The sequence below is a fragment of the Pseudomonas sp. B21-019 genome (genome assembly GCF_024749225.1).
Taxonomy (GTDB): Bacteria; Pseudomonadota; Gammaproteobacteria; order Pseudomonadales; family Pseudomonadaceae; genus Aquipseudomonas.
Window position 1 is genome coordinate 4,585,556 of the sequence record NZ_CP087193.1, and the last position, 23,687, is coordinate 4,609,242.

At 60.9% G+C, this 23,687-nt stretch carries 25 protein-coding genes; 2 read left to right on the plus strand and 23 right to left on the minus strand.

The window, feature by feature from the left end:
• Positions 1-11 precede the first annotated feature (11 nt).
• The 9 genes from ccmI to ccmA form a co-directional block, all read right to left on the minus strand.
• Positions 12-1,220: a c-type cytochrome biogenesis protein CcmI gene (ccmI, locus tag LOY36_RS20335; protein WP_258670516.1), complete on the minus strand. Its 1,209-nt coding sequence runs from the start codon at positions 1,218-1,220 to the stop codon at positions 12-14.
• Positions 1,213-1,686 carry a cytochrome c-type biogenesis protein gene (locus LOY36_RS20340; protein ID WP_018925074.1) on the minus strand — a complete coding sequence of 158 codons (474 nt, stop codon included), beginning with the start codon at positions 1,684-1,686 and terminating at the stop codon, positions 1,213-1,215. Before LOY36_RS20340 ends, ccmI begins: the two co-directional genes overlap by 8 nt.
• Positions 1,683-2,219, minus strand: coding sequence for a DsbE family thiol:disulfide interchange protein (locus LOY36_RS20345; protein ID WP_258670519.1), 537 nt, complete (start codon positions 2,217-2,219; stop codon positions 1,683-1,685). Before LOY36_RS20345 ends, LOY36_RS20340 begins: the two co-directional genes overlap by 4 nt.
• Positions 2,216-4,219 carry a heme lyase CcmF/NrfE family subunit gene (locus LOY36_RS20350; protein WP_258670522.1) on the minus strand — a complete coding sequence of 668 codons (2,004 nt, stop codon included), beginning with the start codon at positions 4,217-4,219 and terminating at the stop codon, positions 2,216-2,218. The genes LOY36_RS20345 and LOY36_RS20350 overlap by 4 nt, the downstream gene beginning before the upstream one ends.
• Before the next feature lie 3 nt (positions 4,220-4,222).
• Positions 4,223-4,678 carry a cytochrome c maturation protein CcmE gene (gene ccmE / locus LOY36_RS20355; protein ID WP_019648123.1) on the minus strand — a complete coding sequence of 152 codons (456 nt, stop codon included), beginning with the start codon at positions 4,676-4,678 and terminating at the stop codon, positions 4,223-4,225.
• The gene (gene ccmD, locus LOY36_RS20360) at positions 4,675-4,851 is read right to left on the minus strand and encodes a heme exporter protein CcmD (protein ID WP_007939192.1); all 177 of its coding nucleotides are present in this window, start codon (positions 4,849-4,851) and stop codon (positions 4,675-4,677) included. Before ccmD ends, ccmE begins: the two co-directional genes overlap by 4 nt.
• A complete protein-coding gene (locus LOY36_RS20365) occupies positions 4,848-5,603 on the minus strand; it encodes a heme ABC transporter permease (RefSeq protein WP_007939194.1) in 756 nt (251 codons plus the stop codon). The genes ccmD and LOY36_RS20365 overlap by 4 nt, the downstream gene beginning before the upstream one ends.
• Positions 5,604-5,683: 80 nt before the next feature.
• Positions 5,684-6,352 carry a heme exporter protein CcmB gene (gene ccmB, locus LOY36_RS20370; protein WP_007939195.1) on the minus strand — a complete coding sequence of 223 codons (669 nt, stop codon included), beginning with the start codon at positions 6,350-6,352 and terminating at the stop codon, positions 5,684-5,686.
• Positions 6,349-6,984: a cytochrome c biogenesis heme-transporting ATPase CcmA gene (gene ccmA / locus LOY36_RS20375; protein ID WP_007939196.1), complete on the minus strand. Its 636-nt coding sequence runs from the start codon at positions 6,982-6,984 to the stop codon at positions 6,349-6,351. The genes ccmB and ccmA overlap by 4 nt, the downstream gene beginning before the upstream one ends.
• A gap of 197 nt (positions 6,985-7,181) precedes the next feature.
• On the opposite strand from ccmA, the gene LOY36_RS20380 reads away from it, so the two are divergent.
• Both LOY36_RS20380 and LOY36_RS20385 read left to right on the plus strand, forming a co-directional pair.
• Entirely contained in the window at positions 7,182-8,756 is a 1,575-nt protein-coding gene (locus LOY36_RS20380; protein WP_258670525.1) for a flagellar hook-length control protein FliK, read from the plus strand.
• Positions 8,753-9,082: an EscU/YscU/HrcU family type III secretion system export apparatus switch protein gene (locus LOY36_RS20385; protein ID WP_019648120.1), complete on the plus strand. Its 330-nt coding sequence runs from the start codon at positions 8,753-8,755 to the stop codon at positions 9,080-9,082. The genes LOY36_RS20380 and LOY36_RS20385 overlap by 4 nt, the downstream gene beginning before the upstream one ends.
• 117 nt (positions 9,083-9,199) lie before the next feature.
• On the opposite strand, the gene LOY36_RS20390 is transcribed toward LOY36_RS20385, so the two are convergent.
• From LOY36_RS20390 to flhA, 14 genes are all read right to left on the minus strand, one after another.
• Positions 9,200-9,592, minus strand: a complete 393-nt coding sequence (locus LOY36_RS20390) for a DUF2802 domain-containing protein (protein ID WP_258670528.1) — start codon at positions 9,590-9,592, stop codon at positions 9,200-9,202.
• A complete protein-coding gene (locus LOY36_RS20395) occupies positions 9,593-10,078 on the minus strand; it encodes a chemotaxis protein CheW (protein WP_007938663.1) in 486 nt (161 codons plus the stop codon). It abuts the gene before it with no gap.
• A 74-nt stretch (positions 10,079-10,152) separates the two neighbouring features.
• On the minus strand, positions 10,153-11,019 hold the full coding sequence (locus tag LOY36_RS20400) for a CheW domain-containing protein (RefSeq protein ID WP_258670530.1): 867 nt from the start codon (positions 11,017-11,019) through the stop codon (positions 10,153-10,155).
• Positions 11,020-11,049: 30 nt separating this feature from the next.
• Positions 11,050-11,838, minus strand: coding sequence for a ParA family protein (locus LOY36_RS20405; RefSeq protein ID WP_007938661.1), 789 nt, complete (start codon positions 11,836-11,838; stop codon positions 11,050-11,052).
• 43 nt (positions 11,839-11,881) lie between these two features.
• Positions 11,882-12,775: a flagellar motor protein MotD gene (gene motD, locus LOY36_RS20410; RefSeq protein WP_019648117.1), complete on the minus strand. Its 894-nt coding sequence runs from the start codon at positions 12,773-12,775 to the stop codon at positions 11,882-11,884.
• A gap of 12 nt (positions 12,776-12,787) precedes the next feature.
• Positions 12,788-13,528, minus strand: a complete 741-nt coding sequence (locus LOY36_RS20415; protein WP_019648116.1) for a flagellar motor protein — start codon at positions 13,526-13,528, stop codon at positions 12,788-12,790.
• Entirely contained in the window at positions 13,528-14,664 is a 1,137-nt protein-coding gene (locus LOY36_RS20420) for a chemotaxis response regulator protein-glutamate methylesterase (protein WP_258670539.1), read from the minus strand. Before LOY36_RS20420 ends, LOY36_RS20415 begins: the two co-directional genes overlap by 1 nt.
• A 49-nt stretch (positions 14,665-14,713) precedes the next feature.
• Positions 14,714-16,981, minus strand: a complete 2,268-nt coding sequence (locus tag LOY36_RS20425) for a chemotaxis protein CheA (RefSeq protein ID WP_258670541.1) — start codon at positions 16,979-16,981, stop codon at positions 14,714-14,716.
• A 37-nt stretch (positions 16,982-17,018) separates the two neighbouring features.
• Complete coding sequence (locus LOY36_RS20430; RefSeq protein WP_018925061.1) at positions 17,019-17,807, minus strand: protein phosphatase CheZ; 789 nt, start codon at positions 17,805-17,807, stop codon at positions 17,019-17,021.
• A gap of 21 nt (positions 17,808-17,828) precedes the next feature.
• Positions 17,829-18,200: a chemotaxis response regulator CheY gene (locus tag LOY36_RS20435; protein WP_167331167.1), complete on the minus strand. Its 372-nt coding sequence runs from the start codon at positions 18,198-18,200 to the stop codon at positions 17,829-17,831.
• A 167-nt stretch (positions 18,201-18,367) separates the two neighbouring features.
• Entirely contained in the window at positions 18,368-19,108 is a 741-nt protein-coding gene (gene fliA, locus LOY36_RS20440; protein WP_018925059.1) for an RNA polymerase sigma factor FliA, read from the minus strand.
• Positions 19,105-19,935, minus strand: coding sequence for a flagellar synthesis regulator FleN (fleN, locus tag LOY36_RS20445; RefSeq protein WP_003222917.1), 831 nt, complete (start codon positions 19,933-19,935; stop codon positions 19,105-19,107). The genes fliA and fleN overlap by 4 nt, the downstream gene beginning before the upstream one ends.
• Before the next feature lie 116 nt (positions 19,936-20,051).
• Entirely contained in the window at positions 20,052-21,377 is a 1,326-nt protein-coding gene (gene flhF / locus LOY36_RS20450) for a flagellar biosynthesis protein FlhF (RefSeq protein ID WP_018925058.1), read from the minus strand.
• A gap of 11 nt (positions 21,378-21,388) precedes the next feature.
• A complete protein-coding gene (gene flhA, locus LOY36_RS20455) occupies positions 21,389-23,518 on the minus strand; it encodes a flagellar biosynthesis protein FlhA (RefSeq protein WP_007938653.1) in 2,130 nt (709 codons plus the stop codon).
• Between the last annotated feature and the right edge of the window lie 169 nt (positions 23,519-23,687).

Consider the following 23,687-nt stretch of genomic DNA (forward strand, 5'->3'; position numbering starts at 1 on the left):
GGCGTTTCCTGTTATTTATCCGGGCTGTCGATGGTCAGTTTTTGTGGCGCGCTGGTGCTGGTGGCCAAAGGTTGGCTACGACCGATCCATTCGCCGGCAGTCGGTTGGCCGGCGCGGGAGATGCGCGCAACCAGTTGGACTTCGGGGAAGTTCGACAGTTTCAACTGGGGCATCATTGCATCGGCATCGCCCAGCTCGACGGTCGCTGGCAGGTCGGCAACGGTCAGACGCTTGGCGGCCAGCGGCGCGGGTGGGCCGGAAATGGCGCGGGCGAAGATGAACACGCTGTCGCCGGGCTGGACCCTGGCTTTCAAGTCGGGCGCCAGATCGACACGCACCTTGAGCAGCGCTGCAACCTTCACTGCCGGAGCCTGAACCTGAGCCACCTTGCCACCGCTGGCTTCAAGCTTCTCGGCGGCCTTGGCGATGCCGCCTTGCAGCGCGACACGGGACTGGTCATCCGGCGGCAGTTGCACCAACAGACGATTCCAGTAGTCGATGGCTTCCTGGTAACGCTCGCCTTCGAAGGCCGCGATGCCCAGCAGACCGAGGCTGGTGACCTCCTTCGGATCGGCTTTCAGTGCTTCGTCAGTCAGGGCCTGGACCTTGTCCGACCACTTCTTGCCATCGGCGAAGTATTGGGCCTGAGCCCACTGCCCGAGCAGTTCCGGCTGGCGACCGGCCAGGTTCACGGTACGCTCGAAGATCTTCGCCGCATCGCCAGGGCGGTCCTGAGCCATGTAAGTGCGGCCGAGGAAGTACAGGCCTTCGGCCGAATCCGGTTGGGCCGCAACCGCACGCTCCAGGCGACGGGTCATGTCTTCCATCGACTGCGGCGCCTGGGCGAACTCGCGGGTCAGCTCGACTTTGTCGCTGGCACCAAAATGCAGATACAGCCCAAGGCCCAGCACAGGCACCAGAATTGCCGCCAGCAACGGCAATGGCTTGCCCAGGCGCGACACTCGCGGTGCCTCGACGCCTTCGGTGTCGGCAAGCAGTTCACGGGCGGCTTCGGCGCGACCGGCATTCATTTGTTCGGCGTTGAGTACGCCTTCTTCCTGCTGAGTCTGCAACTCAGCCACGCGCTCCTGATACAGCGCGACGTTAAGCGCCGTACGATCCTCTTCAAGCTGGGCGCGACGACCGCGCAGAACGGGGATCAGCAAAAAACTCAGGGCTACCAGAAGCAGCAGGCCTGCAGCGAGCCAGAAATCAATCATGCTTGGTTTTATCCAACAGGTGGTCGAGGCGCTCGCGCTCATCAAAAGAAAGCGTGTCCGGGCTGTCAGCGCGTTGCACGCGACGACGGCGGACGATCACGGCGATGATCACAAAACCGCCCAGCAGCAGGCCGGCCGGGCCGAACCAGAGCAATGCGGTCTTGGCATTCAGAGCAGGTTTATAACGGACGAAATCACCATAGCGGTCGACCATGAAGTCGATGATCTGCTGATTGTCCTTGCCCTCGCCGAGCATGCGGAAAATCTCTTTGCGCAGGTCGGCGGCGATCGGTGCGTTGGAATCGGCAATGTCCTGATTCTGGCACTTGGGGCAACGCAGCTCTTTGGTCAGCTCGCGAAAACGCTCGCGATCGCCTTCTTTGGCGAACTCATAGGTATCGATGGCGGCGTGGGCCACGCCAGCCATGCTCAACCCCAGAACGGCGGCGGCAATCCAGCGCTTCATGGCTTAGCCTCGTCGACCAGCGCCTGATACTTGGCCGCCAGTTTTTCACGCCAGACTTGTTCGTCGATCACCCCGACGAATTTATCGCGGATGATGCCCTTCGCGTCGATGAAAAAGGTTTCCGGGGCGCCGTACACGCCGAGGTTCAGGCCCAGGGTACCTGCATCGTCACGGACGTCCAGTTGATAGGGGTTGTGGAACTCGGTCAGCCACTTCAAGGCGTCTGCATTGGTGTCCTTGTAGTTGATGCCGTAGATCACCACGCCCTTCTCGGCCAGTTTGTTCAGTACCGGGTGCTCGACCCGGCAGGAAATGCACCAGGTGCCCCACACATTGACCAGTGCCGGTTTACCCAGAATGTCCGCTTTGGTCAGGGTTTTGTCGCCCTGCACCGAGGGCAGGGAAAACTCCGGGAACGGCTTGTCGATCATCGCCGAGGGCAACTCGGCCGGGTTCAGGTACAGCCCCCGATACAGAAAAACAGCAACCACCAGAAAAATCGCCAGCGGCAACAGCATCAACCAACGTCTCATGCAGTGGCTCCCGTCATGCCGAGCGCTTCACGCACGCGGCTTTTTACCTTGACCCGATAACGGCGATCCAGCGCCGCCAGCAACCCGCCTACACCTGTGAGCAGCCCACCGAACCAGATCCAGCGCACGAACGGTTTGACGTGCACCCGAACCGCCCAGGCGCCCTCGCCCAACGGCTCGCCCAGTGCGACGTACAGATCACGGGTAAAACCGGCGTCGATCCCGGCCTCGGTCATCACCGAGTTCTGCACGGTGTACAGGCGTTTTTCCGGGTGCAGCACGCTGACTTCCTTACCATCGCGGATCACCCGTACGGTGCCCTTGTCGGAGGTGAAGTTCGGGCCTTCGAAGTGCTTGGCGCCTTCGAACACAAACTGATAACCGGCCAGGCTCATGGACTCACCCGGTGCCAGGCGCAGATCGCGCTCGGCACTGTTCTGGCTCGACAACACGACACCCAACGCGCACACGGCGATGCCCAAATGCGCAAGTTGCATGCCCCAATAGCTGCGGGTCAGGGTCGGCAGACCTTTGATCAGGCCTTTGTGGCGAGTCTTGTCGAAAATGTCCCGCACACCGGCCAGCAACACCCAGGCAGCCAGCATGAAGGTCGCCAGCACCGCCCAGTTGAAATCGCCGTAGGCGACACCCGCCACGACAGCCAACGCGGCGCTGCCAAGCAACACCGGGGTCAGCATGCTCATCAGCCATTTGACCGGGGTGTCTTTCCAGCGCACCAGCATGCCGACCGCCATCACCACCATCAGGATCGCCATCAACGGAATGAACAGCGCGTTGAAATACGGCGGGCCGACCGACAGTTTGGCACCGGTCATCGCATCAAGGATCAGCGGATACAAGGTGCCCAGCAGGATCATCGAAGCAGCCACCACCAGCACCAGATTGTTACCCAGCAGCAGGGTTTCCCGAGACCAGAGGTTAAAGCCCACATGGCTCTTGACCACCGGGGCGCGCAGGGCGAACAGCGTCAGCGAACCGCCGACCACAAACAGCAGGAAAATCAGGATGAACACGCCGCGCTCAGGGTCGGACGCAAAGGCGTGAACCGAGGTCAGCACGCCGGAACGTACCAGGAAGGTCCCCAGCAAGCTCAACGAGAACGCGGCAATGGCCAACAGCACGGTCCAGCTCTTGAACACGCCACGTTTTTCCGTGACCGCCAACGAGTGAATCAGTGCCGTGCCCACCAGCCAAGGCATGAAGGACGCGTTTTCCACCGGATCCCAGAACCACCAGCCGCCCCAGCCGAGTTCGTAGTAGGCCCACCAGGAACCCAACGTGATACCGATACCAAGAAAGGCCCAGGCGACGATGGTCCACGGACGGGACCAGCGTGCCCACGCCGCATCGAGACGACCGCCCAGCAGCGCGGCGATGGCGAAGGCGAAGGCCACGGAGAAGCCGACGTAACCCATGTACAGCATCGGCGGGTGAACGATCAGGCCGATGTCTTGCAGCAGAGGATTAAGATCGCGCCCGTCCGCCGGCATCTGCGGCAGGATCCGGGCGAAAGGGTTGGACGTCAGGATCAGGAACAGCAGGAAGCCGGTGCTGATCATGCCCATCACCGCCAGCACCCGGGCCAGCATCACTTGCGGCAACTGTCGGGAGAACACCGACACCGCGAAGGTCCAGCCGCCGAGAATCAACGCCCACAGCAGCAACGAACCTTCGTGAGCGCCCCACACGGCGCTGAACTTGTAGTACCACGGCAGCGCGCTGTTGGAGTTGCTGGCCACGTAGGCGACGGAGAAGTCGTCCGTCATGAACGCATAGGTCAGGCAACCGAAGGCGAACAGCAAAAACGCGAACTGCCCCCACGCGGCCGGCTGGGCCAGGCTCATCCACAAACGGTCGCCGCGCCAGGCACCGAGCAACGGCACCACGGCCTGCACCAGCGCGAAACACAGCGCCAGGATCATGGCCAGATGGCCGAGTTCGGGAATGAACAGCCCTGAACTGTAAAGTGCGGAAGTCATCCGTTAGCCCTCCTTGGCTTGCGTAGGTGCCGACTGGCCACTGTCTTTCAACGCCTTGGTCACTTCCGGTGGCATGTACTTCTCGTCGTGCTTGGCCAGCACTTCGTCGGCTACCACCACGCCGTCAGCGTTGAGCTTGCCGAGGGCAACGATGCCCTGCCCTTCGCGGAACAGGTCCGGGAGGATGCCGCGATAGCTGATGGTCACGGATTTGTTGAAGTCGGTGACGATGAATTTCACGTCCAGGGAATCGCCGGAACGTTGCAGCGAGCCTTTTTCGACCATGCCGCCCGCACGGATGCGCGTGTCTTGCGGCGCTTCGCCGTTGGCAATCTGGGTCGGGGTGTAAAACAGATTGATGTTCTGCTGCAGGGCGCTCAGGGCCAGGCCGACGGCAGCGCCGACACCGACCAGGATCGCGAGAATGATGACAAGACGCTTTTTACGCAGCGGATTCACTGGCCGTTCTCCCGGCGCAAACGACGCGCCTCTTGTTGCAGATACCGCTTGCGGGCCAGGATCGGCGCCGCCACGTTGAGGGCCAGCACCGCCAGGCAAATGCCATAGGCTGACCAGACATACAGGCCGTGATGGCCCATGGCGAGAAAGTCGCCGAATGAAGCGAAACTCATCGAGCGGCCTCCAGACTGTTCTGCACTTCGGATTTCACCCAGCTCGCCCGGGCTTCGCGCTTGAGCACTTCAAGGCGCATGCGCAGCAACAGCACCGCGCCGAAGAAACAGTAGAACCCCAGCACCGTCAGCAGCAGTGGCAGCCACATCTCGGCGGGCATCGCCGGTTTTTCGGTGAGGGTGAACGTCGCGCCCTGGTGCAGGGTGTTCCACCACTCCACCGAGTATTTGATGATCGGGATGTTGATCACGCCGACAATCGCCAGCACCGCGCAGGCCTTGGCCGCGCTGTCACGATTGCTGATGGCGTTGCCCAGCGCAATAAGACCGAAGTACAGAAACAGCAGAATCAACATGGACGTAAGTCGCGCATCCCAGACCCACCACGAACCCCAGGTCGGTTTGCCCCAGATCGCCCCGGTGACCAGCGCCACGGCGGTCATCCAGGCACCGATCGGGGCGGCGCATTGCAGGGCGACGTCGGCCAGCTTCATTTTCCACACCAGCCCGACAACGCCGCACACGGCCAGCATCACATAGATCGACTGCGCCAGCATGGCGGCAGGAACGTGGATATAGATGATTCGAAAGCTGTTGCCTTGCTGGTAGTCCGGCGGCGCGAAAGCCAGGCCCCAGACCACGCCGACGCTAATCAGCAGCAACGCCGCGACGCTCAGCCATGGCAGCAATTTGCCGCTGATGCCGTAAAACCATTTGGGCGAGCCGAGCTTATGAAACCAGGTCCAGTTCATTGCTGTTTCCATCACGGTTGCTGTTCGTTATCACGAAACAGCCAAAGGGTCTTTACTGGTTAAATTTTAACCAGACCTCATTATTCGCCGACACTGATCTTCAGGCCAGCAGCTATTGCAAAAGGTGCCAGGGTTATCGCCAGGGCGGTCAGGCTACCAAGCCACAAGAGATAACCGGTCGCCGGCATGCCCTGCAATGCCGCCTGCAAGGCGCCGCTGCCGAGAATCAACACCGGGATGTACAGCGGCAGAATCAGCAGTGCCAGCAACAGGCCACCACGCTTCAATCCTACCGTCAGCGCCGCGCCCACCGCACCGAGCAGGCTCAACACCGGTGTACCGAGCAATAAAGAAAGCAGCAACACCGGCAGACAAGCGGCAGGCAAACCGAGCATCAGCGCCAGCAACGGCGCGAGCAAAACCAGTGCCAGGCCGGAAAAGGCCCAGTGTGCCAGCACCTTGGCCAACACCAGAAGAGGCAAGGGGTGCGACGAAAGGACCCACTGTTCAAGGGATCCATCTTCGAAATCACTGCGGAAGAGCCCGTCCAGCGAGAGTAAAACCGATAAAAGCGCCGCCACCCAGACCAGCCCCGGAGACAAGGTTTGCAACAATTGAGTCTCGGGACCGACCGCCAGCGGGAACAAGGAAACAACGATGGCGAAAAATACCAGCGGGTTCGCCAATTCGGCGGGGCGGCGGAACAGCAAGCGAGCCTCACGGGCGACCAACAGGCCGAAAACACTCATACGGCCCAATTCCCCAAATCAATGTCGCGATAGCCGGCCGGCATCCGGCTCAGCGTGTGGTGAGTGGTCAGCACCACCATGCCGCCGCGCTCGCAGTGCGCGGCCAGGTGTTCTTCGAGTTGCGCCACGCCTTGTTTGTCGAGCGCGGTGAACGGCTCGTCGAGGATCCACAGCGGCGGGCTGTCCAGGTACAACCGCGCCAACGCCACACGACGTTGCTGGCCGGCAGACAGGGTGTGACAGGGAACATCCTCGAAACCGCGCAGCCCCACCGCCGCCAGTGCTTGCCAGATCGCCTCATGGGAGGCCGGTTGATGCAAGGCGCAGAGCCAGCTGAGGTTTTCTTCGGGGGTCAGCAGGTCCTTGATGCCGGCGGCATGGCCGATCCACAGCAGGTTGCGCGCCAGTTCGCTGCGTTGTTCGTTCAGTGGCTGGCCGTTGAGCAACACTTGACCGGCGGTCGGGTGCATCAAGCCGCAAAGCAGACGTAACAGGCTGGTCTTGCCACTGCCGTTAGGGCCGCTGATCTGTAACATTTCGCCACTGGCCAGTCGCAATTCGAGATTTTCGAAGAGCAGCCGAAGGTCTCGCTCACAGGCAAGGGCAACGGTTTGCAGGACAGGACTGGTCAAGGGTTCACGGGCCTTATGCGGTTCAAGTCGGCTCTGGCGCGGCCGTTAAAGAGATGCAGCATAGATGCTATGACGACTTGTTCTAGAGAGCTGCGTCAATCAATTGCAATGTTTTCGCCACTCAGCGAAAGACGGGCGGCATTATACATGGCGTTCCCTACTCTCAAGAGTGCAATTTCCTCAGGTTGTGTCCGCGTATGACAGGCGAAATGAACATCTTCCCGCTCCCGCCAACCACCCCGGCGACTTCGCGCCCTTTGGTGATCAGCGGCGAGTTGCTCAAGCTGCTGACGCCGATGGAGGGCCTGATCACGCCCGGTCAGACCGCCAAGGCTGAAGTGCTGTCGCTCAAGCAGGCGGATCAGACCTTTCAACTGTTGCTCAAGGTCACTCTCGACAGCGGCCGCCAGACCACAGTCCAGGCCACCAGCACTCAGCCGTTGCCCCAGGGCACCAGCCTGTCGATCACCCAGCCGTCGGCGGGCAGTCTGGCGGTTACGGTGCAACAGGCCATCGCCTCCAGCGTCGCCACCCTCACCCGTATCGATACCGCGCAACTGCCGGTCGGCACCCTGCTGCAAGGCAAAGTGCTGACCTCTCAGGTGATGCCGCAGGTGCCGGGCCAGCCGACGGTGTTTCGCTCGATGGTGAGCCTGCTCAACACCGCGCTGAGCGGCAACACGTTGAGCATCGACAGCCCGACACCGCTGCGCATCGGCACCTTGCTGAGCGCCTTGGTGCAGGACACCCAGACACTCAAATTCGTGCCGCTGAGCAGCCGTCAGGAACAGTTGGCGGTGACGCAACAACTGGTCAGCCAGCAAAGTCGCCAGGGTTCTCTGGATGGCTTGATCAAGCTCCTGCAAAACCTGCCGCCGTCGGATCAGACCTCCAGCGACCTGCGCGCCGCCGTGGACAAATTGCTCTCCGGCCTGCCGGACGTCCAACAATTGAGTACGCCCAAAGGCCTGGCCCAGGCACTGGCCAACAGTGGCCTGTTCCTCGAAGCCAAATTGCTGACCGGACAAAACCCGACGCTGGCGCCAGACATGAAAGGCGACCTGCTCAAGCTGATCGCCCAGCTGACGCCGAGCCTGCCGGCCAACACCAATCTCAACGCCATCATCGCCGCCAACACCCTGGCCCAGGCGATGCCGAGTTTCGTGCGCAATGCCCTCGGCATGCTCGGGCAAGTCAGCGCCAAGCCGTCACCGACCAGTTTTCCGCTGCCCGAGCGCCTGCTGCAAAGCGCGGAAGGCGAAGATGATCTCGAGCACCTGCTGCGCCTGGCTGCGGCGGCGGTTTCACGTTTGCAAAGTCATCAGCTGTCGAGCCTTGAGCAGACTGGCGTCACCAGTGACGGGCGGTTGATGAGCACCTGGCAACTGGAAATCCCCATGCGCAACCTGCAGGACATCGTGCCGTTGCAGGTCAAATTCCAGCGCGAAGAAGCCCCCGAAAAAGAACAACCGCGCGAACGCCGCGATGAACGCGAACCCAAGCAACCGCTATGGCGCGTCGAGCTGGCGTTCGACATGGAACCGTTGGGGCCGTTGCAGATTCAGGCCCAACTGATCAAAGGCAGCCTCTCCAGTCAGCTGTGGGCCGAACGGCCTTACACCGCGAGCCTGATTGAAAGCAATCTGGCCGCGCTGCGCGAACGCCTGCTGGCGTCAGGGCTGAACGTCGGCGATCTGGATTGCCACCTCGGCACACCGCCACAAGGCCCTCAAACCCGTCTCGAACAACGCTGGGTCGACGAAACCGCATGAACGAATCCACCGCACCGCGCCAGGCCATCGCCCTCAAATACGACGGCAGCCACGCCCCTACCCTTACGGCCAAAGGTGACGAGGAACTGGCTGAAGAAATTCTGCGGATTGCCCGTGACTACGAAGTGCCGATTTACGAGAACGCCGAACTGGTGAAACTGCTGGCGCGGATGGAATTGGGCGAGAGTATTCCGGAAGAGTTGTATCGCACGATTGCCGAGATCATCGCGTTTGCGTGGAATCTGAAAGGCAAGTTTCCGGCGGGGCATGATCCGCATGCGGTGACGGTGGAGAAGGACGTCACCGAGCGCGGGGGTGATTATTGAATCTTTGTTGAATGTAAAAAGATCGCAGCCTCGTTTCACTCGACAGCTCCTACATTGGGATGGTGTACGCCCTGTAGGAGCTGTCGAGTGAAACGAGGCTGCGATCTTTTGCTCTTCTCAGTTTCTGTGCAACTTGCTCATCAACTCCGCCTCAGCCTGGGTCAAGCCGCAAGACTGAGTCAGCTCATCGACGCTGGCCCCCATCCCCACCAGACGCGCGGCCTGGGCGAATGAAAGGCTCGATGGATCACGCTGCTCCAACTGCGCCAGCTTGTCCGGCAACGGCCCGACCACCGCACGCAGTTCGTGCAGGTCTTCACCCATGCGCACATTGCCGTTCTGGTAGTCGTCGACGCGCTTGGCCAGCTCCTTGATGCGCTGATCACGCAGCGCATCGCCCGAAGCCTGTTGTGCGGCGACCTGCCTTTGAGCGCGGATGTACGCCAGGAACATCGCCAGCGTGCCTGCCCACAAGAGGAACAGGACAATCACAGCCACCTCAAGAATCAATCAGATACTCTCCAGTTCCGACCATTCTTCTTCGCTCATCATCTTGTCCAGCTCGACCAGGATCAGCAGTTCATTGTTCTTGTTGCACACGCCTTGAATGAACTTGGCGGACTCTTCGTTACCGACGTTCGGCGCGGTCTCGATTTCCGACTGACGCAGATAAACCACTTCAGCCACGCTGTCGACCATGATCCCGACCACTTGCTTGTCGGCTTCGATGATGACGATGCGGGTGTTGTCGCTGACGTCGACCGTGCCCAGGCCGAAACGCTGGCGGGTGTCGATCACGGTGACCACGTTGCCGCGCAGGTTGATGATGCCCAGCACGTAGCTCGGGGCACCCGGCACCGGTGCGATTTCGGTGTAGCGCAGGACTTCCTGAACGCGCATCACGTTGATGCCGTAGGTTTCATTGTCCAGCTTGAAGGTGACCCATTGCAGGATCGGATCTTCGGAACCTTTTGCCGCCGTCGCCTTGTCATTCATACCCAGACCCCTCGAAAAACCGCCCTAGCGGTGTGTATTCAGTGCACCGGCACTTGAATGCCGATGCGTGTTTTTTATGTCGGTTTGTGGTTCGGCTTACTGCCGCCCATGTGCTTCGCCCCGCCGCTGGCGATCAATTCGGCCAGTGCGGCGACATCGAGCAAGGCGCACATGTGTTCAATCACCGTGCCGGCGAGCCATGGCCGCTGCCCCCGGTGACTTCTCCATTTGATTTCATTCGGGTCCAGGCGCAACGAGCGGCTGACCTGATGCACCGCCAGCCCCCACTCATAGCCCTGGACTGAAATAACGTATTGCAGGCCCTGGCGGAAATCGTCGCGGTAGCGGTCCGGCATGACCCAGCGTGCGGTATCCAGCACCTTCAGGTTGCCGGCCTGGCTCGGCAGGATCCCGAGGAACCATTCCGGCTGACCGAACAACGGCGTCAGCTCGTGGCCGGCCAGGGAATAAATCGAGCCCAGGCACACCAGCGGCACCGCCAGGGTCAACCCGGCGACATCGAACAACAGGCATTCGAACGGCTCGGCCGCCCAGGCCGGACGATCGTCATTTTCCACCGGAGGCGGCGTGTTGCTCGGCGGCAGATGAACTTCCACCACCGGCGGCACCAACGCTTGCAGCAACGGCGCAATCGTCGACACGGACGCCAGAATCGGTGCCGGCGCTTCGATCACGGCCACCGGTGCCTTCGCCACTGGCGCAACAACGGGGGCCGCGACCACTGCCGGCTTCTGCGCATCGCGCGCCTGCTCTTCGAGCACCGCCGCCTGAAACTCGTCCAGGGCAGCTCCAGCCTCGACAACCTCGGGCAGCGCCTCGACTTCAGGCAACAGCTCTTCGGTCGCGTCCTGCAGCAAGCCATCCAGATAAGACTGAAGGGCCAATTGCGGGCGCGAGGTGATCTTCACCGGCCGGGTCATGCGAATACCATCGTAGGGATCAGGCTCATCTCAAGCCACCTGCGGAACAAGTTGCTGAGCGAGCAGATGCTTGAGCAGTGCGCGGTAGGCGAGAACGCCGCGACTCTTGCCATCGAATTGCGACGGCGTCAGCCCTGCCCGGCTCGCGTCACGCAAGCGGGTGTCGATCGGGATGTAGCCTTGCCAGATTTCTTCCGGGTACTTGTCGCGCAACACGCGCAGAGTGCCTAGCGAAGCCTGGGTGCGGCGGTCGAACAGGGTCGGCACGATGTTGAACGGCAACGCCAGTTTGCGCGAGCGGTTGATCATCGCCAGCGTGTTGACCATGCGTTCCAGGCCTTTGACCGCCAAGTGCTCGGTCTGCACCGGAATCACCAACTGCTGGCTGGCCGCCAAGGCATTGACCATCAGCACGCCGAGCAACGGCGGGCTGTCGATCACGGCGTAATCGAAGTCTTGCCACAACTGCGCCAGACTCTTGGCGATCACCAGGCCCAAACCGCTCTGGCCCGGCGACTGGCGCTCAAGGGTGGCCAGCGCGGTGCTCGATGGCAACAGGGAAATGCGTTCGTCACTGGTGGGCATCAACAACTGACCGGGCAAGCCTTGCGGCACGCTGCCCTTGTGCAGAAACAGGTCGTAGCTGCTGTGCTCCAGGCTGTCGGGGTCGTAACCGAAGTAGCTGGTCATGGAGCCGTGGGGGTCGAGATCGACCACAACCACGCGCTTGCCCGCCTCCGCCAGTAAACCGGCTAAAGCAATGGAGGAAGTGGTTTTACCGACACCACCCTTTTGATTGGCAACTGCCCAGACTCTCATTCGGATTGTTCCTCCCGGTCGAAAAGGCCAACCGAGAAATAGCTCAACGTATTAATGCGGGTGACGGAGAATTGACGGCACTCTCGCGTCCCGGCGACTTGACCGGGGTCGGTGCAGTTTGTGTGCCAGCCCGCTTCAATGCGGCATCCGGTTGTGCATGAGCCGTTCCGGTACCGGTGAGGCTACGGCGTACATCAAGATTGCGTGACACCACCAGCACCACCCGACGGTTGCGCGCACGGCCTTCGGCGGTGGCGTTGTTGGCCACTGGCTGGAATTCGCCATAACCCACCGATGCCAAGCGACCAGGGTTCACGCCCTGCATCGCCAGCATGCGCACGATGCTCGCCGAACGGGCCGAGGACAGTTCCCAGTTGGTCGGGTATTGCGCGGTGCGGATCGGTTGATCGTCGGTGAAGCCTTCGACGTGGATCGGGTTGTCGAACGGCCGGAGGATCGCGGCGACCTTGTCGATGATGTTGAACGCGATGTCGCTGGGCATCGCGTCGCCGCTGCCGAACAACAGGCTGGAATTGAGTTCGATCTCGACCCACAACTCGTTGCCGCGCACGGTCATCTGGTTGGAACTGATCAAGTCGCCGAACGCCGCGCTGATGTCATCGGCGATGCTTTTGAGTGGATCTTTGGCGGCCTGGGCGATGCCGGCGTCGATCTGCTCGCTGTCCTTGACCAATGGCTTGGCCGGAGTCACGGTCTTCGGTCGCTCTTCGCCGATGGGAATTGGCTTGAGGGCGCGGTCAGTGTCGGTAAACACCCCGATCAACGCCTCGGAAATGATCTTGTACTTGCCTTCGTTGATCGAAGAAATCGAGTACATCACCACGAAGAACGCGAACAGCAAGGTGATGAAGTCCGCGTAGGACACCAGCCAGCGTTCGTGATTGACGTGTTCTTCATGCTGGCGACGACGTGCCATGAGGTTAGTCCCTTAATCCATGAAGCCCTGAAGCTTCAACTCAATAGAGCGAGGGTTTTCACCTTCGGCGATCGACAGGATCCCTTCCAGCAACATTTCGCGATAGCGCGACTGCCGTAACGCGATGGATTTGAGCTTGGCGGCAATCGGCAACAGCACCAGGTTGGCACTGGCCACGCCGTAGATGGTGGCGACGAAGGCGACGGCAATGCCGCTGCCCAATTGCGATGGGTCGCCCAGGTTGCCCATGACGTGGATCAGGCCCATCACCGCACCGATGATACCGATGGTCGGCGCATAGCCGCCCATGCTTTCAAAGACTTTGGCGGCTTCGATGTCGCGGCTTTCCTGGGTGTAGAAATCCACTTCCAGAATGCTGCGAATCGCTTCCGGCTCGGCACCGTCGACCAGCAGTTGCAGGCCTTTGCGCGAGTAGCTGTCGGGTTCGGCGTCGGCCACTCCTTCCAGCCCGAGCAAACCTTCCTTGCGGGCGGTCAGGCTCCAGTTCACCACGCGATCAATGCCGCCGGCCAGGTCCACGCGAGGCGGAAACAGAATCCAGGCAAGAATCTGGATGGCGCGCTTGAAGGCACTCATCGGCGATTGCAGCAGCGCGGCACCGATGGTGCCACCGAGGACGATCAACGCCGCCGGGCCGTTGGCCAGCGCGCCGAGGTGACCGCCTTCAAGGTAGTTGCCGCCGATGATGGCGATGAACGCCATGATGATCCCGATAAGGCTGAGCACATCCATCAGATGCAAGCCTCAACCAAGTGCCGACCGATGTCGTCGAGGCTGTACACAGCGTCCGCGAGTTCGGCTTTGACGATGGCCATTGGCATGCCGTAGATCACACAACTGGCTTCATCCTGGGCCCAGATCGCACTGCCACCCTGCTTGAGCAGACGCGCGCCTTCGCGACCGTCGGCGCCCATGCCAGTCAGTACCACCGCCAGAACTTTGTCGCCGTAGGACTTGGCCGCGGAACCGAAGGTAATGTCCACGCACGGCTTGTAGTTCAGACGCTCGTCGCCCGGCAGGATTTTCACCGCGCCACGGCCGTCGATCATCATCTGCTTGCCGCCCGGTGCCAGCAGCGCCAGGCCCGGACGCAGGATGTCGCCATCCTCGGCTTCCTTGACACTGATGCGGCACAGCTTGTCCAGGCGCTCGGCGAAAGCCTTGGTGAAGGCTGCCGGCATGTGCTGGATCAACACGATGGGTGCTGGGAAGTTGGCCGGCAACTGCGTCAGCACCCGTTGCAGCGCAACCGGGCCGCCGGTGGAGGTACCGATGGCGACCAGTTTGTAGGCTTTGCGTTTCGGTGCAGGAGACGACGGCGCCGCAGCATGGGTGCGTGCCGGAATCGGTGCCGGTGCCGGACGCGCAGGTGCGCTGCCGCCATAGCTGCCGACGCTCGAAGGCGCAGGAGCAGGCGTCGGGGCCGGCGCGGCGACCGGCGCCGGAGGTGTGTAGGCACTGACACGACGGTTACTGCGCGAGATGCTGAGAATCTTCTCGCACAGCAGCTGTTTGACCTTCTCCGGGTTACGGGAGATGTCTTCGAAATTCTTCGGCAGGAAGTCCACCGCGCCGGCGTCCAGCGCATCGAGGGTGACCCGGGCGCCTTCGTGGGTCAGCGAGGAGAACATCAACACCGGGGTTGGGCAGCGCTGCATGATGTGCCGCACCGCCGTGATGCCATCCATCATTGGCATCTCGTAGTCCATGGTGATCACGTCTGGCTTGAGGGCCAGGGCCTGATCGATCGCCTCTTTTCCGTTGGTCGCCGTACCGACGACCTGGATGTTTGAATCCGCTGCAAGAATTTCCGAGACGCGGCGGCGGAAAAACCCCGAATCGTCCACCACCAGGACTTTGACTGCCATAAACACTCCGTTAGACGGGGCGAGGCTCTGGCGCCCCGCTCCCCCAGAATCAAATACGCCGTGCGGCGTAACGCTTGAGCATGCTCGGAACATCGAGAATCAGCGCAATGCGGCCGTCACCGGTGATGGTGGCGCCGGACATGCCCGGGGTTCCCTGGAGCATTTTGCCCAATGGCTTGATGACCACTTCTTCCTGGCCCACCAACTGATCGACGACGAAGCCGATCCGCTGAGTGCCCACCGAAAGGATCACCACATGGCCCTCGCGCTGCTCTTCGTGAGCGGCGGAGCTGACCAGCCAGCGCTTGAGGTAGAACAAGGGCAGCGCCTTGTCCCGCACGATCACCACTTCCTGGCCGTCCACCACGTTGGTGCGCGACAGGTCGAGGTGGAAGATCTCGTTGACGTTCACCAGCGGGAACGCGAACGCCTGGTTGCCGAGCATGACCATCAGCGTCGGCATGATCGCCAGGGTCAACGGGACCTTGATGACGATCTTCGAGCCTTTGCCCTTGGTCGAGTAGATATTGATGGTGCCGTTGAGCTGGGCGATCTTGGTTTTCACCACGTCCATGCCCACGCCACGACCGGACACGTCGGAGATCTCGGTCTTGGTCGAGAAGCCCGGCGCGAAGATCAGGTTGAAGCAATCGGACTCGCTGAGACGGTCCGCCGCATCCTTGTCCATCAAACCTTTTTTCACGGCGATACCGCGCAAAACGTCAGCGTCCATGCCCTTGCCGTCATCGGAGATGGACAGCAGGATGTGGTCGCCTTCCTGTTCTGCGGACAGGATCACTTTGCCGCTGCGAGGCTTGCCCATCGCTTCGCGATCAGCCGGCTCTTCGATACCGTGGTCGACCGAGTTGCGCACCAAGTGGACCAACGGGTCGGCCAGGGCCTCGACGAGGTTCTTGTCGAGGTCGGTTTCTTCGCCGACCAGTTCCAGGTTGATCTCTTTCTTGAGCTGGCGAGCCAGGTCGCGAACCAGACGCGGGAAGCGCCCGAAGACTTTCTTGATCGGTTGCATCCGGGTCTTCATGACCGCGGTTTGCAGGTCGGCCGTGACCACGTCGAGGTTCGACACGGCCTTGGACATGGCTTCGTCGCCGCTGTTGAGGCCCAGACGGACCAAGCGGTTACGCACCAGTACCAGCTCGCCGACCATGTTCATGATTTCGTCGAGACGCGCGGTGTCGACCCGCACGGTGGTCTCGGCTTCGCTGGTTGGCTTTTCCGCGGGCGGCGCGGCCGGGGCACGAGCAGGAGCCGGCGCTGCGGCGGCAGCAGGCTTCGGTGCTTCTGCTTTGGGCTCGGGGGCTTTTGGCTCGGGTGCCTTGGCCACAGGTGCTGGTGCCTTGGCAACTGGAGTCGCTACCGAAGCAACAGCAGAAGCAGTGCCCACTTCAGTGAACTTGCCCTTGCCGTGCAATTCGTCGAGCAGCGATTCGAATTCGTGATCGGAGATCAGATCGCTACCGGCCGCAGCGGCGGTTGGCACAGCCGGGGCTGGCGCCGAAGCGATTGCCGATTCCAGCGCATCGACCGCAAAGTTGCCTTTGCCGTGCAACTGGTCGAGCAGTGCTTCGAACTCGTCGTCTGTGATGTCGGAGCTGTCGCCGGCGGCTTTCGGAGCAGCCGGTGCGGCGGGCGCTGCGGCCACTGCATCGGCGGCGAACTGGCCTTTGCCGTGCAGTTGATCGAGCAACGACTCGAACTCGGCATCGGTGATTTCGTCACTGGCTGCTGCATCGGCGGCAGGCTGCGAAACAGGCTGCGCAGCCGCTACGGGCGCCTCGGCCTGGGCCTTGACGGCGTTCAGCGAGTCCAGCAGTTGTTCGAATTCGTTATCGGTAATGTCGCCCGATTCGCTTTCGGCGACCGGAGCTTCAACCACTTCAGCGACCGGTTCCGGTGCGGCTTCCATTTGCGGCTCGGCCAGACGGGCCAGCGCCGCGAGTAATTCAGGCGTGGCAGCTGTGATCGGGCTGCGTTCGCGGACTTCGCTGAACATGCTGTTCACCGCGTCCAGCGCTTCGAGAACCACGTCCATCAGTTCCGAGTCGACGCGACGCTCACCCTTGCGCAGGATGTCGAACACGTTCTCGGCGATGTGACAGCACTCCACCAGCTCGTTGAGCTGGAGGAAGCCGGCGCCCCCTTTTACAGTGTGAAAACCGCGAAAAATTGCATTGAGCAAGTCCGCATCATCAGGTCGGCTTTCCAGCTCGACCAGCTGCTCGGACAGTTGCTCTAGAATCTCGCCGGCCTCAACCAGGAAATCCTGAAGGATCTCTTCATCGGCGCCGAAGCTCATTAAGGGGGTGCTCCTACAGGTCTAAAAACCCAGAAAACTAAAATCCAAGACTGGATAACAAATCGTCCACATCGTCCTGACCGGACACAACGTCTTCTCTTTTATCGGCATGAATCTGCGGACCTTCACCCTGAGAGAGATGTTTTTGTGGATCTTTTTCAGCAAGCATCGCCTCACGGTCGTGTTCGATACCCGCAAAGCGGTCTACGTGACTGGCCATGAGCACGAGCTTGAGCAGATTGCTTTCAACTTCGGTGACCAATTGGGTCACACGCTTGATCACCTGACCGGTGAGGTCCTGGTAATCCTGGGCCAGCAGAATGTCGTTGAGGTTGCTCGACACGACGCGGTTGTCTTCACTGCTGCGTGTCAGGAAACCGTCGACCCGCCGGGCCAGCTCGCGGAACTCTTCAGCCCCGACTTCGCGACGCATGAACCGTCCCCAATCCGTGCTCAGCGCCTGGGCTTCATCGCTCAGGCTGTTGATCAGCGGCGTGGCGTTTTCCACCAGGTCCATGGTGCGGTTGGCCGCGGCCTCGGTCAGCTTGACCACATAGGACAGGCGCTCGGTGGCATCCGTGATCTGAGACACTTCCTCGGCTTGCGGCATGTGCGGGTCAATCTGGAAATTGACGATCGCGCTATGCAGCTCGCGGGTGAGCTTGCCCACTTCCTGATACAGGCCGCGGTCACGGGTCTGGTTGAGCTCATGGATCAGTTGCACAGCGTCGCCAAACTTGCCTTTTTCAAGGCTGTCGACCAGTTCGACCGCGTGTTTTTTCAGGGTCGACTCAAAATCGCCCTGTGAAGATTCGTTATGCTCCATAGCTCCCCCGTGCGCAGTACATCAGCCGATGCGTTCGAAAATCTTCTCGATTTTTTCTTTCAACGCCTGGGCTGTGAAGGGTTTGACCACATAGCCGTTAACACCGGCCTGGGCCGCTTCGATGATTTGCTCGCGCTTGGCTTCGGCGGTCACCATCAGCACCGGCAGGTGCTTGAGCCTTTCATCGGCGCGCACCGCACGAAGCAGGTCGATGCCGGTCATACCGGGCATGTTCCAGTCGGTAACCAGAAAATCGAAGTTACCGCTTTGCAGCATCGGCAACCCGGTCAGCCCGTCATCGGCTTCGGCGGTGTTGGTGAACCCAAGGTCACGCAACAGGTTTTTTATGATCCGCCGCATCGTTGAGAAGTCATCAACGATGAGGATTTTCATGTTCTTGTCCAATTCGACCTCCAAGCAGTCTTAAACGCGCCCAGCACCTGGACGCGCCATTTCAATCAATCCGGCAAAGCACTCAATGACTGTCTGGAGCACAACAGATCGAGACCGGTGCAGTTCAACCCCACACCGGCTCCATTCGCAGTGTCCCCACACTGCCTTCAGCGCGCTCGCCACTCCCCCAAACGCCCCCGCAAACGGGCCGCGCACTGGCTGTGTAACTGGCTGACCCGCGACTCGCTGACCCCCAGGACCTCACCGATTTCCTTGAGATTCAACTCTTCGTCGTAGTACAGCGCCAACACCAGTCGCTCACGCTCCGGCAAATTGGCAATCGCGTCCGCCAGCGCCGCCTGGAAGCGTTCATCTTCCAGATCGCGTGACGGCTCGAGATGAGCACTCGCGCCATCCTCATGCAGCCCTTCGTGTTCGCCGTCCTGCAACAGATCGTCGAAACTGAATAACCGGCTGCCCAGGGTGTCGTTCAAAATCCCGTAATAATCGTCGAGACTCAATTGGAGTTCGGCCGCAACTTCGTGATCTTTAGCGTCACGGCCGGTTTTAGCTTCAATCGAGCGAATCGCGTCGCTGACCATGCGGGTATTGCGGTGGACCGAACGTGGCGCCCAGTCCCCCTTGCGCACTTCATCGAGCATCGCGCCGCGGATTCGAATGCCCGCGTACGTCTCGAAACTCGCGCCCTTGCTGGCGTCATATTTGGTTGATACTTCAAGCAGGCCGATCATCCCGGCCTGGATCAGGTCTTCGACCTGGACACTGGCCGGCAGACGCGCCAGCAAGTGGTAGGCAATGCGTTTGACCAGTGGCGCGTAACGCTCGATCAGCTCGTACTGCGCGTCACGTGCCGACTGCTTGTAGAGGTTGTAACCGCTGGCTGTCATAGCACGGGTCCTGCCGTTTGTTGCACGAGGCGCTCGACGAAAAATTCCAGGTGCCCACGCGGGTTGGCCGGCAGTGGCCAGGTATCGACTTTCTGCGCAATGGCCTTGAACGCCAGGGCGCACTTGGAACGCGGAAAGGCTTCATACACCGCGCGTTGCTTCTGCACGGCCTTGCGCACGCTTTCGTCGTAAGGCACCGCACCGACGTATTGTAAGGCGACGTCGAGGAAGCGATCCGTGACCTTGGTCAACTTGGCGAACAGGTTGCGGCCTTCCTGCGGGCTCTGCGCCATGTTGGCCAGGACGCGGAAGCGGTTCATGCCGTAGTCGCGGTTAAGCAGTTTGATCAGCGCGTAGGCGTCAGTGATCGAGGTCGGCTCGTCGCACACCACCAGCAAGACTTCCTGCGCGGCGCGCACGAAGCTGACTACCGAGTCACCAATGCCCGCAGCGGTGTCTATCACCAATACGTCGAGGTTGTCGCCGATGTCGCTGAATGCCTGGATCAGGCCGGCATGCTGGGCCGGGCTCAGATGAACCATGCTCTGGGTGCCGGAGGCGGCCGGGACGATGCGGATACCGCCAGGCCCTTGCAACAGCACGTCGCGCAGCTCACAGCGGCCTTCGATCACGTCGGCCAGCGTGCGTTTGGGTGTCAGTCCCAACAGAACGTCGACGTTCGCCAGCCCCAGATCGGCATCCAGCAGCATGACGCGCCGGCCGAGCTCAGCTAGAGCCAGGGACAAGTTCACTGACACGTTAGTCTTCCCGACGCCACCTTTGCCGCCGGTCACCGCGATCACCTGTACGGGATGCATGCTGCCCATGTTATTTCTTTACCTTGTCTTACTTAGACGGAGGCCACATTACTGGCTGCGCGTTCACCATCGGAACAATGCATGGCAGACCATCGATGTAGGTACAAAAAATGTTCATTAACACCTCAGCCAACCTGCTTGGTCGGGCTGTGGTAAATATCAGCGAACATGTCAGCCATGGCTTCTTCGCTGGGTTCTTCCTGCATTTGCACGCTAACGGCGCGACTGACCAACTGATGACGACGTGGCAGATGTAAATCATCCGGAATCCGCGGACCATCGGTCAGGTAAGCCACCGGCAACTCATGACTGATCGCCAGGCTCAACACCTCACCCAGACTTGCCGTTTCATCCAGTTTAGTCAGGATGCAGCCGGCGAGGCCGCAGCGTTTGTAACTGTGATAAGCGGCGGTTAGAACCTGTTTCTGGCTGGTGGTTGCCAAAACCAGATAATTTTTTGATTTGATGCCGCGCCCGGCCAGACTCTCGAGCTGCATGCGCAGTGCCGGGTCGCTGGCCTGAAGGCCGGCGGTATCGATCAGCACCACGCGTTTGCGCAGCAAGGGCTCCAGCGCCTGCACCAGGGATTGACCCGGGTCGACGTGGGTCACCGACACATTGAGGATCCGGCCCAGCGTCTTGAGCTGTTCCTGGGCACCGATGCGATAGCTGTCCATGCTCACCAGCGCGATGTTCTGCGCGCCGTACTTGAGCACGTAGCGGGCCGCGAGCTTGGCCAGTGTGGTGGTCTTGCCCATGCCGGCGGGGCCGACCATGGCAATCACCCCGCCCTCTTCCAGTGGCTCGACTTCCGGGGTGGCGATCATCCGCGCCAGGTGCGCGAGCAACATGCGCCAGGCCTGACGCGGCTCTTCAATGTCGGTAATCAGTGCCAGCAGATCGCGCGACAACGGGCCGGACAGGCCGATGCGTTGCAGGCGACGCCAGAGGTTGGCCTGCGCCGGACGGCTGCCTTGCAGCTGATTCCAGGCCAGCGAGCCAAGCTGCACTTCCATCAGTTCACGCAGGCTGTTGAGCTCGAAACGCATCGAATCGAATGCGCGCGGATCGACACCGGTCGCCGCAGCAGGCGCGGGGGCCGGACGCCGAGGTTCGGCGAGCGCCGGTTCGATCAGCGGTTCGGCAGCGGTCAACGGCAGGCCGGCGAACAACTGGCGATTGGTGGTCTTGTCGCTCTCGCCATCGCCGCGCAGGCTCAGTTCGGCCTGGGCGGTGACGATCCGCGACTGGGTCTTGCGCAGCTCATCCTCAAGTTCCATGTTCGGAACACGTGGGGCCAGCGCCGACAATTTGTAATCCAGGGCAGCCGTCAGCTCGACACCGCCGGCGATCCGGCGATTGCCAATGATGGCGGCATCAGCGCCCAACTCATCACGAACCAGTTTCATGGCCTGACGCATATCGGCGGCGAAAAAACGCTTAACTTGCATAAACCACTACCTCAGCCGTTGGGCCCTACTGTCGCAACGATGGTCACTTGCTTGTTGTCAGGAATTTCCTGGTAAGCCAACACGTGCAAACCCGGCACTGCCAGCCGACCGAATCGCGAGAGCATCGCGCGAACCGGACCGGCCACCAGCAGAATCACCGGCTGACCTTGCATTTCCTGACGCTGCGCCGCATCGATCAACGAGCGTTGCAGTTTTTCCGCCATGCTTGGCTCCAGCAGAACGCCCTCTTCCGAGCCTTGTCCTGCCTTCTGAAGACTATTGAGCAATATTTGTTCCAACCTTGGTTCCAAGGTGATCACAGGCAGCTCCGACTCAGTGCCTACAATGCTTTGCACGATTGCACGGGATACGCCGACACGCACCGCGGCCACCAAAGCGGCGGTATCTTGACTCTTGGCGGCGTTGTTCGCGATGGCTTCGGCGATGCTGCGGATGTCCCGCACCGGCACCTGTTCGGCCAGCAACGCCTGCAAGACTTTGAGCAGTTGCGACAGCGAAACCACCCCCGGCACCAGCTCTTCGGCCAGCTTCGGTGAGCTTTTGGCCAGCAATTGCATGAGTTGCTGGACTTCTTCGTGGCCGATCAGCTCGCTGGAGTGCTTGTACAGAATCTGGTTCAAGTGGGTCGCTACCACCGTACTGGCATCGACCACGGTGTAACCGAGGGATTGCGCCTGGGCACGCTGGCTGATTTCGATCCACACCGCTTCCAGGCCAAAAGCCGGATCTTTGGCGGTGATGCCATTGAGCGTGCCGTAGACCTGACCCGGGTTGATCGCCAGTTCGCGCTCCGGGTAAATCTCCGCTTCAGCCAGGATCACGCCCATCAGGGTCAGGCGATAGGCGCTAGGCGCCAGGTCGAGGTTGTCACGGATATGCACAGTCGGCATCAGGAAGCCCAGGTCCTGGGAGAGTTTTTTACGCACCCCCTTGATCCGCGCCAGCAACTGCCCACCCTGGTTGCGATCCACCAGCGGAATCAGGCGGTAGCCCACTTCCAGGCCAATCATGTCGATCGGCGTCACGTCATCCCAGCCAAGCTCCTTGGTTTCCTGAGCCCGAGCCGGCGACGGCAGCAACTCCTGCTGACGCTTGACCTCTTGCAGGGCCTGAACCTTGACCGCGTTCTGCTTTTTCCAGAACAGGTAAGCACCACCGGCCGCCAGGGCTGCCATGGACAGAAAGGAGACGTGCGGCATGCCGGGCACCAGGCCCATCACCGCCATCAAGCCTGCGGCCACCGCCAAGGCTTTCGGCGAGGCGAACATCTGACGATTGATTTGCTTGCCCATGTCCTCCGAGCCGGAAGCACGGGTCACCATGATCGCGGCGGCGGTCGACAACAGCAGTGATGGCAATTGCGCCACCAAACCGTCACCGATGGTCAACAGCGCATACACCTTGCCGGCATCACCAAAGCTCATGCCGTGCTGGAAGATACCCACCGCCATGCCGCCGATCAGGTTGATGAACAGAATCAGCAGACCGGCGATGGCGTCACCGCGCACGAATTTGCTGGCACCATCCATGGAACCGTAGAACTCGGCCTCCTGGGCGACTTCCATCCGGCGCAGTTTCGCCTGGTTCTGATCGATCAGGCCGGCGTTCAAGTCGGCGTCGATCGCCATCTGTTTGCCGGGCATCGCGTCGAGGGTGAAACGCGCGCTCACCTCGGAAATCCGCCCGGCGCCCTTGGTTACCACGACGAAGTTGATGATCATCAAAATCGCGAAGACCACGATACCGACCACGTAGTTACCGCCGATCACCACTTCACCGAAGGCCTGGATCACCTTACCGGCGGCGGCATGGCCGTCCTGACCGTGGAGCATCACCACCCGCGTGGAGGCCACGTTCAGCGCCAGTCGCAGCAACGTCGCCACCAGCAGAATGGTCGGGAACACCGCAAAATCCAGTGGTCGCAAGGCGTATACACAGACCAGCAACACGACGATGGACAGGGCAATGTTGAAGGTGAAAAACACGTCCAGCAGGAACGGTGGCACCGGCAACATCATCATGGCCAGCATGACCAGCAGCAACAGCGGCACGCCCAGATTGCCCCGACTGAGGTCGGCGACGTTTGTGCGGGCACTGTTGATTAACTGAGAGCGATCCACCGGTTTTCCCCGTTCCTTTAAAGCAAACTTTTGACGCCTGAAGCAGGCGCAGGGCGGCTATTGCAAGAAGCCTTCCAACTTTTGCCAAGGAGGGAAATAGATAGATTTGTTGAGCCCGGGGTAGCAGCTGCCGAGCCTGCGAGGCTGCGTTCGAGGACGCAGTCCTCGC